This is a genomic window from Streptomyces sp. NPDC051555 (assembly GCF_044454405.1).
GTDB lineage: Bacteria > Actinomycetota > Actinomycetes > Streptomycetales > Streptomycetaceae > Streptomyces.
On the sequence record NZ_JBITDP010000026.1, the window covers coordinates 36,534 to 49,568 of the forward strand.

The window sequence follows — 13,035 nt, forward strand, 5'->3', positions numbered from 1 at the left end:
AGTTTCCCATGCCCAACCCGACCAGGGCCACAACCAGAACCACGACGACGACCGGACGCTCATGCCGGCGGAAACCGTGGAGGAGCACGCCCAGAAGATGGAGCTGCTCCGCGAGATCAATAGGGAGATCCGCGGGCTGAACAAGGAAATTGAGGATATTCGGGAAATTACTGAAGACCAGCTGAAGGTCACGGTCGAAACCCCTCGACGCAGGAGCTGCTCAGCTTCCTCCGGGGAGTCCGTCGGTACCGGAAGGAATTGGTCCTCCTCCACCGGAAGTCGGTGGAGCTCCACGACGGGACCAGGGTCACCCGGAGGGTGACGTCGTGGCTCGTGGTGTTCATGGTCCCCACGCTGCTGGGCGGCATCTGCTCCGCGAACTTCCACCAGCCGGAGACGGCGTTCGTCTGGGCCCGGCCCGCCTTCCTCGCCCTGGTGGCGGGTTCGGGCATCGCCATGTTCACCCACCTGAGGCGCCGGGGCTGTATCCGACCCGGCGTCCGCCGAGCGAAAGTGATCGTCCATGACCCGCAGCACACGGCGGGATCGTTGCGGGGGCCGCCCCCGCCGCACCGCACGCATCGCCGTCCCGGCGCTGCTGCTCGCCGGAGCACTGTTCTTCCCCCGGCTGCTGCCCGACCGCCCGGGCAACCTCGGCAGCCTCGTCGAGACGGTCCTGCCGTGGTTCGGCGTCGCCATAGCGGCGCTCCTCCTCGGCGCCGCGGCGCGCGGCACCAAGGTGGCGGTGGCCGCGGCCCTGGTGCCCCTGGTGGCCTGGTGCCACCTCTTCGTGCCCGCCCTGACGGCGCCGCCCCGAGCGGGGCCCAGCGCCTTCGAGGCCCTGTCCTTCAACGTCGGCGGGACCCGCACCACGCCGGAGGCCGTGGCCCGGGAGGTGATCGCCACCGGCGCCGATCTCGTCGCCCTGGAGAAGGTTCCCGTGTCGGCCGTCCCCGCCTACGAGAAGGCGCTGGCCGCGGCCTACCCCCACCACACCACCCGCAACACGCTCGGGTTGTGGTCACGCCATCCGCTGCGCGAGGTCGAGGCCATGGACCTGGGCGGCCCCTGGCCGCACGCGATCCGGGCCGTCGTCGCCGCCCCCGGCGGTGACGCCGCCGTGTACGCGGTGCGCCTGCCCTCCGTACGGGTCCGGGCGACCGAGGGCTTCACCGTCGGACCCCGCGACGCGGCCGCGGCAGCGCTGGCCGACCGCGTGGCGCGGGATCCGGCCCCGCGGGTGCTGTTGCTCGGCGACCTCAACGGCAGCCTGGCCGACCGGGGCCTGGCGCCCCTCGCCCGGCACCTCGACGCGGCGCAGGACCAGGCGGGGCGGGGCTTCGGCTTCACCTGGCCGGCTGCCCTCCCCGTGGTCCGGATCGACCACGTGCTGCTGCGCGGCCTGGAGGCCACCACCACCCGCGTCCTGCCCGACCTGGGCAGCGACCACCGTCCCGTCCTCACCGGCCTGAGACCCACGGCGTGAGCGGGGGGGGCTCCGGCGGACTCCCTAATGCCTGAGCGCGCCCTCGTCCTGGGGCTTGCGGGGGATGAGCGGCCAGGCGGGCTCCACCACGGCGGTCGGGTCCGCGGTGCGCCGCAGGTACGCCTGGAGGGAGACCGACTGCTCGGCCGCCGCGCGCACCTGGAGGTCTTGCAGGTCCGCCAGCGGCATGGCCCCGACGGGCCGGTGCTTCTCCCCCATCCGCCGCACGACCCGGGCGGCCGCCACGGCGTCCGCCCGCGCGTCGTGCGCGTCGAGGAGCGGCACCCCGTAGTGCGCGCACAGCGCGTGCAGCGCCCGCTTGCCCTTGCGGTACTTGTCGACGTGCTTGTCGATCACCAACGGATCGATGACGGGCGCGGGCACCCCGCCGAGCCGCTCGCTCACCGACTCCACCCCGTACCGCCGGCACTCCCGGTCCAACAGCGAGAGGTCGTAGCGGGCGTTCATCACCACCAGGGGCGTCCCCCGACGCAGCCCCTCGGCGACGGCCCGCGCGATCTCGTCGATCGCGGCGGCGGCCGGTGCGCCGTGCGCGCGGGCGTGCTCCGTCGAGATGCCGTGGATGGCCGACGCCTGCTCCGGTATCTCCACCCCGGGGTCGAGCAGCCAGGTCCGCTCACCCGAGACGGCGCCGTCCTCCTCCAACCGCACCACCGCGGCCGTGACGATGCGGTCGGTCTCGACGTCGGTGCCCGTCGTCTCCAGATCGAAGGCCACCAACGGCCCACTGATCCAGCTGTCGTGCCGGTCCCCCATCACGCGCCCCTCCCCCGTACACATCCGGTCAACGGCTTTCAGCCTGTCACGCGGCACTGACAGTCCGGCCCCCGGGGTGATCGGCGCGGCGACCCACACGGGCGGGCGGCTCACGCGGGCTGCCACAGTTCCACGCGGTTGCCCTCGGGATCGGTGACCCAGCCGAAGCGGCCGACGCCCGCCATCTCCTGGGTCTGCGCGGCCACGTCCGCCCCCTTCGCGCGCAACTGCGCGAGCATGGCGTCCAGGTCACGGACCCGGAAGTTGATCATGCTCTGCTGGGTGCGGGAGCCGAAGTAGTCGGTCCCGGAGTCGAACGTCGCGAAGACCGTCGGCCCGGGTTCCTGGCGCCACAGGCCGTGCTCGTCCGCGTCCAGACCCAGGCAGTCGCGGTACCACGCGCCCAGGGCCGCCGGGTCCGCGGCCCGCATGAAGTGTCCACCGATGCCTTGCACACGTTCCATGCCGCCATCCTGCCAGCACGGCGGCCGGACGGACCCCGACCCGCGCCCGACCCGACCCGCGCCCGCTCCCCTACCCTGCCCCGCCCGCGCTCACGACACCGGCCGGGAGTCCTCCCACACCGATTCGAATTCCTCCCGGTAGGTCGTGAAGAGCCCGTGGTCCGCGTCGCGCGGCACCCCCCGGCCACCCCCGCGCAGCACCAGGACCGGCGCCTCCATCCCGCGGGCCCGGCGCAGGTACGACTGGACCACCGCGATGCCCGAGGACTCGCCCTCCACCAGGTAGGCCGTGAAGCGCGGGGTCTCGTCGAAGACGTGGATCTCGAAGCGGGAGGGGTCCCGCAGCCCCGCCCGGACCCGCCGCACGTGGAGGATGTTCATCTCCACCGAGCGGCTCAACTCCCCCTTGCGCAGCCCCAGCTCCCGCTCGCGCCGCTTGACCGCGCTGCTCGCCGGATTGAGGAACAGCAGCCGCACCCGGCAGCCCGCCTCGGTGAGCCGGACGAGTCTTCGGCCCGAGTAGTTCTGGACGAGCAGGTTCAGGCCTATCCCGATGGCGTCGAGGCGGCGGGCGCCGCCGAAGAGGTCCTCGGCCGGGAGCTGGCGCTGGAGCCGCACCCGGTCGGGGTGGACCGAGATGACGTCCGCGTACCGGTCGCCGACCAGGTCCTCGACGGCGTCGATCGGCAGCCGGTCGGCCGAGGGACTGCCCGAACCGCCGCCCAGGACGTCGAGCAGCCGCGCCGAGGCCCGCTCGGCCTGTTCGAGCACCGGGCGCGACAGGGCGCGGTTGCGGGAGACCACGTTGCGCGTGACCTCCAGCTCGTCCAGGGCCTGCTCGATCTCGCGCCGGTCGTCGAAGTACGGCTCGAAGCAGGGCCAGTGCTGGACCATCAGCTCCCGCAGCTGCGGGAGGGTCAGGAAGCTCAGCACGTTGTCGTCGGCCGAGTCCAGCAGGTAGCCCTTGCGGCGGCTGACCTCGCGGACGGCGACCGCCCGCTGCACCCACTCCTGCCCGGCGGGCCCGGCGGCCGCGACCACCCAGTCGTCCTGGCCGTGCACGGGCTCGTAGATCGGCCGGAGCACCGCCCCGACCACGGCCCGCAGCCGCTGTTCGATCAGATTGAGCCAGATGTACGCCCGGCCCGCGCGTTGGGCCCTGGTGCGGACCTCGCTCCACGCGTCCGCGCCCCAGTCCAGCTCCACCCCGGTCCGGGCACTCCCCGCACTTCCGGTCTCCGTCGGACCCGCCAGGAAGACCGTCCCGGCCACCGCGCCGGGTACACCTCCCGGGGTGTCCGCCGGACCGCCCTCGTGACCGCTGTCACCAGGGGGAAGCTCCAGACCTCCCGAGCCCACCCGCGCACCGCCTCCCGCTCCTGGCCCCCGCCTCCAACGATCAAGGAAGGGTATCCCGCGCGCGCGGCCCGGTGCAGCCGGATGGCCCTTACACCGGCACGCCGTTGACCCATTATCCGATGCGCGCATAGTCCACTGACCCGCATATCGGCTCTACGCCTTCACCCGGTAGGACCATCCCAAGTCCCCGCGTACCTCCGCTCTTTCGGGGAAGATCTGGGGGACGTAGTCCGACGCCGGATCAGATTGGAAGAGTCGCATCTATGCAGGTCTGGCCAGGACAGGCGTACCCCCTGGGTGCCACGTACGACGGGGCGGGCACCAATTTCGCGGTCTACTCCGAAGCCGCACGGCGCATCGAACTGTGCCTCCTCCACGACGACGGCTCGGAGACCGCCGTCGAGCTGCGCGAGACGGACGCCTTCGTCCGCCACGCCTACCTGCCCGGGGTGATGCCGGGCCAGCGCTACGGCTTCCGGGTGCACGGACCGTACGAGCCCGAGCGCGGGCAGCGCTGCAACCCGGCCAAGCTGCTGCTGGACCCGTACGCGCGGGCCATCAGCGGGTCGATCGACTGGGGCGAGCAGGTGTACGGCTACCACTTCGGCCGGCCCGACTCGCGCAACGACCTGGACTCCGCGCCGCGCACGATGACCTCGGTGGTGGTGAACCCGTACTTCGACTGGGCCGACGACCGGCCGCCGCGCACCGAGTACCACCACACCGTGCTGTACGAGGCGCACGTCAAGGGGCTGACCATGCGTCATCCCGACCTGCCCGAGGAACTGCGCGGTACGTACGCCGCCCTCGCCCATCCGGCGGTGATCGGCCACCTGACCAAGCTCGGGGTGACGGCGCTGGAACTGATGCCGGTGCACCAGTCGGTCAACGACCACCGGCTCTTCAACGACGGGCTCAGCAACTACTGGGGCTACAACACCATCGGGTTCTTCGCCCCGCACAACGGCTACGCCTCCGGGGACCGGGGCCAGCAGGTGCTGGAGTTCAAATCGGCGGTCCGGGCCCTGCACGAGGCGGGCATCGAGGTCATCCTCGACGTGGTCTACAACCACACGGCCGAGGGCAACCACCTGGGGCCGACCCTGTCCTTCCGGGGCCTGGACAACGCCTCCTACTACCGGCTCGGGGAGGACGCCCGCTACTACACGGACACCACCGGCACCGGGAACTCGCTGCTCATGCGGTCCCCGCACGTCCTCCAGCTGATCATGGACTCGCTGCGCTACTGGGTGACCGAGATGCACGTGGACGGCTTCCGCTTCGACCTGGCGGCGACCCTGGCCCGCCAGTTCCACGAGGTCGACCGGCTCTCCTCCTTCTTCGACCTCGTCCAACAGGATCCGGTGGTCAGCCAGGTGAAGCTGATCGCCGAGCCCTGGGACCTGGGCGAGGGCGGCTACCAGGTGGGCAACTTCCCGCCGCTGTGGACCGAGTGGAACGGCAAGTACCGCGACACCGTGCGCGACCTGTGGCGCGGCCAGCCGCGCACGCTCGCCGAGTTCGCGGGACGGCTGACCGGCTCCTCGGACCTGTACCAGGACGACGGTCGGCGCCCGCTCGCCTCGATCAACTTCGCCACCTGCCACGACGGCTTCACCCTGCACGACCTGGTCTCCTACAACGACAAGCACAACGAGGCCAACCGGGAGGGCAACCGGGACGGCGAGAGCCACAACCGGTCCTGGAACTGCGGGGTCGAGGGGTCCACCGAGGACGAGGAGGTCCTGGAGCTGCGCGCGCGCCAGATGCGCAACTTCGTGGCGACGCTGATGCTGTCGCAGGGCGTGCCGATGCTGAGCCACGGCGACGAGTTCGCCCGGAGCCAGGGCGGCAACAACAACGCCTACTGCCAGGACAACGAGCTGTCCTGGCTGATCTGGCCGGAGCCGGGCAAACCGCCGCCGCCCCTGCTGGAGTTCACCCGACAGATGGTGTGGCTGCGGCGCGACCACCCGGTGTTCCGGCGGCGCCGCTTCTTCCACGGACGGCCGGTCGAGGGGACCGACGACGAGCTGTCGGACATCGCCTGGTTCACCCCGCACGGCGAGCCGATGCGGGCGCGCGACTGGCAGGCGCAGCACGCGAAGGCCCTGACGGTGTTCCTCAACGGGGAGGCGATCTCCGAGCCGGGCACCCGCGGCGAGCGGATCACCGACGACTCGTTCCTGCTGATGTTCAACGCGGGCGCGGAGCCCCAGGACTTCACGGTCCCGGTGGGACACGGCGCGCAGTGGCGGCTCGTGGTGGACACGGCGCGGTCGGACGTACTGCCACCCGGCACCGGACCGCAGTACGCGGCCGGCGACCGGGTGGCGCTGACGGGGCGGAGCCTGGTCGTGCTTCAGCGCCCGGCGTAGGACCCCCGCGGGGCGGCGGACACGGCGGCGGGCACGACGGCCGCCCCGCCGCCCGCCGCGGCCGGGTGCGTACGGGCGGCGGGCACCCGGGCGAGGAGGGCGAGGACCAGGCACAGGGCGGCCGCGCCCACGGCGACCGCGAAGGCTCCGGCCGGCCCGTACCACTCGGCGAGCCGTCCGGAGACGGCGAGCGCCGCGGCCTGCCCGGCGACCAGGGAGCTGGCGGCGAAGGCCATCGACTCGGCGAGCCGGTCGTGGGCCACCGCCCGCTCGGTCAGCGCGAAGGCGGTGATCAGGTGCGGGGCGTAGGCCGCGCCGAGGACGGTGACGACGGCGTACAGGCTCCAGAGGCTGTCGACGAACAGCAGCGGGGCCGAGAGCAGGAGGGCGGCTCCGGTGGCCGTCCGCCAACGCAGCCGCAGCCCGAAGCGGGCGGGCAGGGCGCCGAGGGCGAGGCCGACGACCGCGCTGACCACGCCCATCGCGGCGTACACGATCCCGGCCTGGCCGGGGGCCCCGAGGCGGTCGGTGAGGGAGGCGATGCCGGCCTGGCAGGCCCCGAACATGGCGCCCTGGAGCGCGAGCGAGCCCCGGACCGCGTGCACGATCCCGGGGTGACGGGGGCGGCCGGCCTTCGCGGCGCCGGTGGGCGCCGGCGATCCGGCCGTGACGGAGGCGGTCGGGTGGAGGGCGTAGGCACTGCCGAAGGCGACGACGAGGACGGCCGCGCCAGAGAGGGCGACGGCCGGGTGCGCGACGAGGACGGCGAGCCCGACGAGGGCCGGGCCGAACACGAACGACACCTCGTCAAGGGTGCCTTCGAGGGAGTGGACCGCGCCGATCACGCCCTCGTCGGCCCCGGCGCGGTGCGCGAGGGCCACGGAACGGGTCCGGGCGAGCGGTCCGATCAGGGGGATGGAGGCCCCCGTGACGGCTCCGATCGCGGCGAGCGGGACCGTGTCGAGGCCGACGAGGGCCCCGGCGACGAGTGCGCCGGTGGCGAGGGCGTTGACGGCGGCGGCGGCCAGGACGACGGGCCGCTGTCCGTGGCGGTCGGCCAGCCGGCCCAGCAAGGGGCCGCACACCACCTGGCCGGCGGAGAGCGAACCGCCGACGATGCCGGCGGTGGCCAGGGAGCCGCTGGTCTGGACGACCAGCAGGACGCTGCCGAACTGCGACATCGCGACGGGGAGTCGGGCGAAGAAGGATATGACGGGCAGGAGGGGCCCGGTGAGGGCGATGACTTTTCGATAGGTGTCGACGGTTCCAAACACCTGACGAACGTTAACCCGGCGCAGTCACCCGGATGCATTGGGTCATGGCACGGAATCCGGCAGGTTGGGTACGTACGTTCTCATGAGCCCGCAGCCAGCCACCCCGCGCCCGACCGCCACCTACCGACTTCAGCTGCGCCCGGAATTCCCCTTCGCGGCGGCCGCCTCCGCCGCCGCGTACCTCGCCTCGCTCGGGGTCTCGCACCTGCACCTGTCCCCGGTGCTGGAGGCGGTGCCCGGCTCCTCCCACGGCTACGACGTCGTCGACCACACCCGGGTCCGGGCCGAGCTGGGCGGCGAGGAGGGGCTGCGCGCGCTCGCCCGCACGGCCCGCGCGCACGGCCTCGGCCTGGTCCTGGACATCGTCCCGAACCACATGGCGGTCCCGGCGGCCTTAGAACTCAACCGTCCCCTGTGGGAGGTGCTCCGGGAGGGTCCCGGCTCGCCGTACGCGCGCTGGTTCGACATCGACTGGGAGGTGAACGACGGTCAGCTGCTGCTGCCGGTGCTGGCCGCTCCGTTGGATCCGGCCGACGTCCGGGTGGCGGACGGCCTGCTCCACGTCGGGGACCACCGCTTCCCGCTGCGGGCCGGCACGCGGGCGCTCCCCCCGGCCGAGCTGCTGGCGGCCCAGTGGTACCGGCCGGCGCACTGGCGGGAGGCCCGCACCGGGCTGAACTACCGCCGCTTCTTCACCATTTCCGATCTGATCGGGGTGCGGGTGGAGGATCCCGAGGTGTTCTCGGCCACGCACGGCAAGCTCCTGGAGCTGCTCGCCGACGGGGTCGCCGACGGGCTGCGGATCGACCACGTGGACGGGCTCGCGGACCCGGCGGGCTACCTGCGGCGGCTGCGGGCCGCGGCGGGAGACGGGGTGTGGATCGTGGTGGAGAAGATCCTGGCGGACGGGGAACGGCTGCCGCAGGACTGGCCGGTGGCCGGCACCACCGGCTACGACGCCCTGCGGCAGGTGGACGGGGTACTGACCTGCGGCACCGGAGCCGCCGAACTCGCCGCCCGCTACCGGAGCTCCACCGGCGCGCCCGACTGGCCGCGGACGGCGGAGGCCGCCACCCGCGAGGTGCTCACGCAGGACCTGGCGGCCGAACTGGCCACCCTGGTGCGGCGGGCCGGCCCCCCGCTGGCGGAGGCCGTGCGGGAACTCCTCGTCGCGTGCCGCGTCTACCGGACCTACCCGGGGCGGGCCGACCTGCCCGGCCTCGTCGACCCGCCGGAGTCGGCCGCCGCCCCGGAGGCCGTCGCGGCGGTGCGCGCCCTGCTGCTGTCCGACGCCGCCTTCGCGGCGCGCTTCGCCCAGACCTCGGCCGCGCTGCGCGCCAAGTCCCTGGAGGACCGGGCCTTCTACCGCTACGCCCCGCTGCTGTCGGCGACGGAGGTGGGCGGCGACCCGGGCCGGCCGGCGGTCCTCCCGGAGGAGTTCCACGCGTACTGCGCCCACCTGGAGCGGCACTGGCCGGGTTCCGGCACGGTGCTGTCCACGCACGACACCAAACGCAGCGCGGACGTCCGGGCGCGGATCGCGGTGCTCTCGCAGCGCCCCGACCTGATGCCCCTGCTCGCCGGGGCCCCGGACCCGCGGCAGGCGTGGACGGCCTTCCAGAGCGCCCTGGGCCTGGGGGACGCGCCGCAGCGCACCGAGCGGCTCGCCGCGGCCCTGCTCAAAGCCGCCAAGGAGAGCGCGCTGCTCACCAGTTGGACCGATCCGAACCCCGCGTACGAGGCCACCCTCGCGGGTCACCTGCCCGGCCCGGGAGCCCTGCCGGACGTCTCGGCGGCGGCCGGGGACGGGATCCTGGCGATGACCGCGCTGCACCTGACCATGCCGGGCGTGCCGGAGCTCTACCAGGGCGGCGAGGACGAGTGCCGGACCCTGGTGGACCCGGACAACCGCCGCCCGGTGGCCTTCCCCGGCCCCCCGCGGTCCGCCACCGGCGCGGCGAAGCGGGCCCTGACGACCACCCTGCTGCGGCTGCGGCGGGAGCGCCCGGAGCTCTTCGCCGGCTACGCCCCGCTGGCGGCCGAGGGCCCGGCGGCGGAGCACTGCCTGGCCTACACCCGCTCCCCGGAACTGCTGGTCGCGGTCACCCGCCTGCCGCACCTGCTCGACGTCGCGGGCGGCTGGGGCGACACCCTGCTGCCATTGCCCCCGGGCGCCTGGACCCCGGTCCTGGACCCCGGGCGCGAACCCCTGACCGACCGGGTCCCCCTCAAGCACCTGCTGTCGACGGGCCCGGTGACGGTCCTGGTCCGCGAGGCGCCGTCGGACGCCCCTTAGCCGTACGGGTTGCGCGCCGTGAAGCGGACGGTGTCGCCGCTCCGGTCGAACCACAGGTGGGTGGCGGAATCGCCGCCGTCATGGTCGAGCGCGGGCGAGCGGATCCACTGTGGATGCTGTGGTCCCCGGCCGGCCAGCGGCTTCTCGAACCACGAGGTGAAGCCCGCGGTCGGCGTCTCGACGACGAAGTCGTGGGTCGCCGTCAGCTCGGCGAGCCTGCCCGGGGCCAGCCGGGCGAAGCCCGAGAGGACGAGCTCCGGTGACGGCAGGTCGCGGTCGTGGTCCCGGCTGCTCACCCACTCGGCGTCGGTGAGCGGGCCCAGCACCGGGAACGCCTCCTCCAGGGGGGCGCTGTCGGTGTGCCACTTCGCCCCGCCCCCGGCGTCCCCCCGTCCGCCCAGGCTCCGCCACGCCCACACGGCGGCCGCGCCCGCTCCGAGCCCCGTACCGATCCCGAGCATCCTGCGACGCTCCAACGCGATCCCCCCTCGCCCCGGTTCGGGGCACCTTAGCCCACGGCCCTCACTCGCCGGGAGGGTCCGCCAGGAGGGCGGCGAAGGAGCGGGCGGCGCCGGTGAGGGGCTGGCGGGAGAAGACCGCCAGGGCGCGGTGCCACGGCGGGTCGACCGGGAGCAGGACGCAGTCCTCGCCGATCGCGCCGCGGACCAGGTGCGCCGGGGCCGCGACGATGCCGATGCCCGCGGCGGCCATCCGGACGGCGGTGGAGGTGTGTTCCGTGTGGAGCACACTGCGCGGGGTGAACCCCGCCCGACCGCACACCCGGTCCAGGAAGGGCTCCCCCTCGACGCGCGGTTCCATGGCGCACCGGATCCAGTCGCGGTCGGCGAGTTCGGCCAGCCGGACCGCGGCGCGCCCCGCGAGCGGGTCGTCGAAGGCGGCGACCAGGACGATCTCCTCCCGGCCCGCCGGGAGCACCGGGCCGCTCCAGCCCTCCGGCTCCGGGCCCACGGCGAGGTCGGCGGCGCCGCGCTCCAGCTGTTCCTCCAGGGCGTCGGTGCTGGCGTACTCGCGCAGCACCAGCCCCACCCCGGGATGCAGCGCGCGCCACCGGGCGACCACGCCGGGCAGCAGACCGACGGCCAGGGCGTGCAGGGTGGCGACGTGCAGCTCGCCTCCGTCCGCCCCGGCGGCGGCGCGGGCGGCGCGCTCGGCCAGCCGGGCGCTGCGCACGGCCAGTTGGGCGTGCGGCAGGAAGGCGCGGCCCATCGCCGTGAGCCGCACGCCCCGCGGCATCCGTTCCAGCAGGTCCCCGCCGAGCGACCGCTCCAATGCCTTGACCTGGTGGGACAGGGCGGGCTGGGTGACGTACAGGACCTCCGCCGCCCGGGTGAAGGAGGACTCCTCCACCACGGCGAGGAAGTACTCCATCTGGCGCAGGCTCATGACCAGCCATCATGCGTCATGCAGGACGTGCATGGGTCCGACAAGATCATTGCCTTGGACCCGCCCCGGCCCCGCCGCGCAGGCTGGGGTCCATGAACACAGACGTGACTGACGTGACCGCGAACGACGTGATCGCGAACGACGGACGCTCGAACGACGGACGTTCGAACGACGTGATCGTGACCGACGTGATCGTGATCGGCGGCGGCACCGGCGGGTACGGCACCGCCCTGCGCGCCGCGGCCCTCGGCCTCAGGGTCGTCCTCGCGGAGCGGGACAAGGTCGGCGGTACCTGCCTGCACCGCGGCTGCATCCCCAGCAAGGCGATGCTGCACGCGGCCGAGCTGGTCGACGGGATCGCCGAGGCCCGCGAGCGGTGGGGGGTGAAGGCGACCCTGGACTCGGTGGACTGGTCCGCGCTGACCGCCACCCGCGACGACATCGTCGGCCGCAACCACCAGGGCGTCGAGGGCCACCTGAGCCACGCCGGGGTCACCGTGGTGCGCAGTGGGGCACGGCTGACCGGCCCGCGGTCCGTCCGCACCGAGGACGGCCGGCAGTTCACCGCCACCCGCGGGATCGTGCTCGCCACCGGCTCGCGGCCGCGGATCCTGCCGGGCCTGGAGCCGGACGGCCGGACGGTGGTGACCAGTGACGACGCGCTCTTCGCCCCTGGGCTGCCGGGATCGGTGCTGGTGCTGGGCGGCGGGGCGATCGGGGTGGAGTACGCCTCCTTCCACCGGTCGATGGGCGCCGACGTCACCCTGGTCGAGGCGGCCGACCGGCTCGTCCCGCTGGAGGACGTGGACGTGTCGCGGCACCTGGTCCGGGGGTTGAAGAAGCGCGGGATCGACGTGCTGACGGGGGCCCGGCTGGAGGGGGCGGTCCGCGCCCCGGACGGCGGCGGGGTGCGCGCCACCGTGCGCACCGCCCGCGGCGAGCTGCGCACGATCGCCGCGGAGCGGCTGCTCGTCGCGGTCGGCCGGGTGCCGGTGACGGACGGGTTGGGCCTGGAGGCGGCCGGACTGACCGTGGACGAGCGGGGGTTCGTCGCGCCCGCCGACTGGTCGAGGCTGGAGACCGCGGTCCCGGGCATCCACGTGGTCGGCGACCTGCTGCCGCCCCCTTCGCTCGGGCTCGCGCACGCCTCGTTCGCGGAGGGGCTGCTGGTCGCGGAGACCCTGGCGGGGGTGGCGTCGGCGCCGGTGGACTACGCGGCGGTGCCGCGGGTGACCTACTCCGCCCCGCAGACCGCCGCGGTCGGGCTGACCGAGGCGCAGGCGCGGGAACGGTCCTACGACGTGGTGGTCAACTCGATGCCGCTGACGGCCGTGGCGAAGGGCATGGTGCACGGGCAGGGCGGGATGGTGAAGGTGGTCGCCGAGCGCGGCGGGCGGGTGCTCGGGGTGCACCTGGTCGGGCCGCACGTGTCGGAGATGATCGCGGAGAGCCAGCTGATCGTGGGGTGGGACGCCGAACCGGCGGACGTGGCCCGGCACGTGCACGCCCACCCGACGCTCTCGGAGGCCGTCGGCGAGGTCTTCCTGACCCTGGCCGGGCGCGGCCTGCACCAGCAGTAGCCGTGCAGTAGCCGGGC

The 13,035-nt window shown here is 73.9% G+C and carries 11 protein-coding genes; 4 read left to right on the forward strand and 7 right to left on the reverse strand.

Annotation, left to right across the window (positions count from 1 at the left end; translation table 11 throughout):
* Positions 1 to 188: 188 nt before the first annotated feature.
* Positions 189 to 458: a hypothetical protein gene (locus tag ACIBEA_RS35940; protein WP_399267405.1), complete on the reverse strand. Its 270-nt coding sequence runs from the start codon at positions 456 to 458 to the stop codon at positions 189 to 191.
* A gap of 65 nt (positions 459 to 523) precedes the next feature.
* Between ACIBEA_RS35940 and ACIBEA_RS35945 the strand changes: the two genes are divergently transcribed.
* The gene (locus tag ACIBEA_RS35945; protein WP_399267406.1) at positions 524 to 1,486 is read left to right on the forward strand and encodes an endonuclease/exonuclease/phosphatase family protein; all 963 of its coding nucleotides are present in this window, start codon (positions 524 to 526) and stop codon (positions 1,484 to 1,486) included.
* A 24-nt stretch (positions 1,487 to 1,510) separates the two neighbouring features.
* On the opposite strand, the gene ACIBEA_RS35950 is transcribed toward ACIBEA_RS35945, so the two are convergent.
* The 3 genes from ACIBEA_RS35950 to ACIBEA_RS35960 form a co-directional block, all read right to left on the reverse strand.
* Complete coding sequence (locus ACIBEA_RS35950) at positions 1,511 to 2,263, reverse strand: exonuclease domain-containing protein (protein WP_399267407.1); 753 nt, start codon at positions 2,261 to 2,263, stop codon at positions 1,511 to 1,513.
* 110 nt (positions 2,264 to 2,373) lie between these two features.
* Positions 2,374 to 2,727 carry a VOC family protein gene (locus ACIBEA_RS35955; protein ID WP_399267408.1) on the reverse strand — a complete coding sequence of 118 codons (354 nt, stop codon included), beginning with the start codon at positions 2,725 to 2,727 and terminating at the stop codon, positions 2,374 to 2,376.
* A gap of 90 nt (positions 2,728 to 2,817) precedes the next feature.
* Positions 2,818 to 4,086: an SAV2148 family HEPN domain-containing protein gene (locus ACIBEA_RS35960; RefSeq protein WP_399267409.1), complete on the reverse strand. Its 1,269-nt coding sequence runs from the start codon at positions 4,084 to 4,086 to the stop codon at positions 2,818 to 2,820.
* A gap of 263 nt (positions 4,087 to 4,349) precedes the next feature.
* Between ACIBEA_RS35960 and glgX the strand changes: the two genes are divergently transcribed.
* Complete coding sequence (gene glgX / locus ACIBEA_RS35965) at positions 4,350 to 6,464, forward strand: glycogen debranching protein GlgX (protein WP_399267410.1); 2,115 nt, start codon at positions 4,350 to 4,352, stop codon at positions 6,462 to 6,464.
* Here the strand turns inward: glgX and ACIBEA_RS35970 are convergent.
* Positions 6,449 to 7,738: an MFS transporter gene (locus tag ACIBEA_RS35970; RefSeq protein ID WP_399267411.1), complete on the reverse strand. Its 1,290-nt coding sequence runs from the start codon at positions 7,736 to 7,738 to the stop codon at positions 6,449 to 6,451. The two genes, glgX and ACIBEA_RS35970, sit on opposite strands and share 16 nt — an antisense overlap.
* An 82-nt stretch (positions 7,739 to 7,820) precedes the next feature.
* Here ACIBEA_RS35970 and treY point away from each other — a divergent pair, with 82 nt between their 5' ends.
* A complete protein-coding gene (gene treY, locus ACIBEA_RS35975; protein ID WP_399267412.1) occupies positions 7,821 to 10,034 on the forward strand; it encodes a malto-oligosyltrehalose synthase in 2,214 nt (737 codons plus the stop codon).
* Here the strand turns inward: treY and ACIBEA_RS35980 are convergent.
* A complete protein-coding gene (locus tag ACIBEA_RS35980) occupies positions 10,031 to 10,510 on the reverse strand; it encodes a hypothetical protein (RefSeq protein WP_399267413.1) in 480 nt (159 codons plus the stop codon). The two genes, treY and ACIBEA_RS35980, sit on opposite strands and share 4 nt — an antisense overlap.
* Before the next feature lie 46 nt (positions 10,511 to 10,556).
* Positions 10,557 to 11,438, reverse strand: a complete 882-nt coding sequence (locus ACIBEA_RS35985; RefSeq protein ID WP_399267414.1) for a LysR substrate-binding domain-containing protein — start codon at positions 11,436 to 11,438, stop codon at positions 10,557 to 10,559.
* Between the two features lie 92 nt (positions 11,439 to 11,530).
* On the opposite strand from ACIBEA_RS35985, the gene lpdA reads away from it, so the two are divergent.
* Positions 11,531 to 13,018 carry a dihydrolipoyl dehydrogenase gene (gene lpdA / locus ACIBEA_RS35990; RefSeq protein WP_399267415.1) on the forward strand — a complete coding sequence of 496 codons (1,488 nt, stop codon included), beginning with the start codon at positions 11,531 to 11,533 and terminating at the stop codon, positions 13,016 to 13,018.
* Positions 13,019 to 13,035: the final 17 nt, after the last annotated feature.

Coding starts and splice junctions, on each gene's coding strand:
- ACIBEA_RS35940 (WP_399267405.1), bottom strand. CDS start 458: ATGGCGATGCCCGAACCCGCCACCAGGGCGAGGAAGGCGGGCCGGGCC.
- ACIBEA_RS35945 (WP_399267406.1), top strand. CDS start 524: ATGACCCGCAGCACACGGCGGGATCGTTGCGGGGGCCGCCCCCGCCGC.
- ACIBEA_RS35950 (WP_399267407.1), bottom strand. CDS start 2,263: ATGGGGGACCGGCACGACAGCTGGATCAGTGGGCCGTTGGTGGCCTTC.
- ACIBEA_RS35955 (WP_399267408.1), bottom strand. CDS start 2,727: ATGGAACGTGTGCAAGGCATCGGTGGACACTTCATGCGGGCCGCGGAC.
- glgX (WP_399267410.1), top strand. CDS start 4,350: ATGCAGGTCTGGCCAGGACAGGCGTACCCCCTGGGTGCCACGTACGAC.
- treY (WP_399267412.1), top strand. CDS start 7,821: ATGAGCCCGCAGCCAGCCACCCCGCGCCCGACCGCCACCTACCGACTT.
- ACIBEA_RS35985 (WP_399267414.1), bottom strand. CDS start 11,438: ATGAGCCTGCGCCAGATGGAGTACTTCCTCGCCGTGGTGGAGGAGTCC.
- lpdA (WP_399267415.1), top strand. CDS start 11,531: ATGAACACAGACGTGACTGACGTGACCGCGAACGACGTGATCGCGAAC.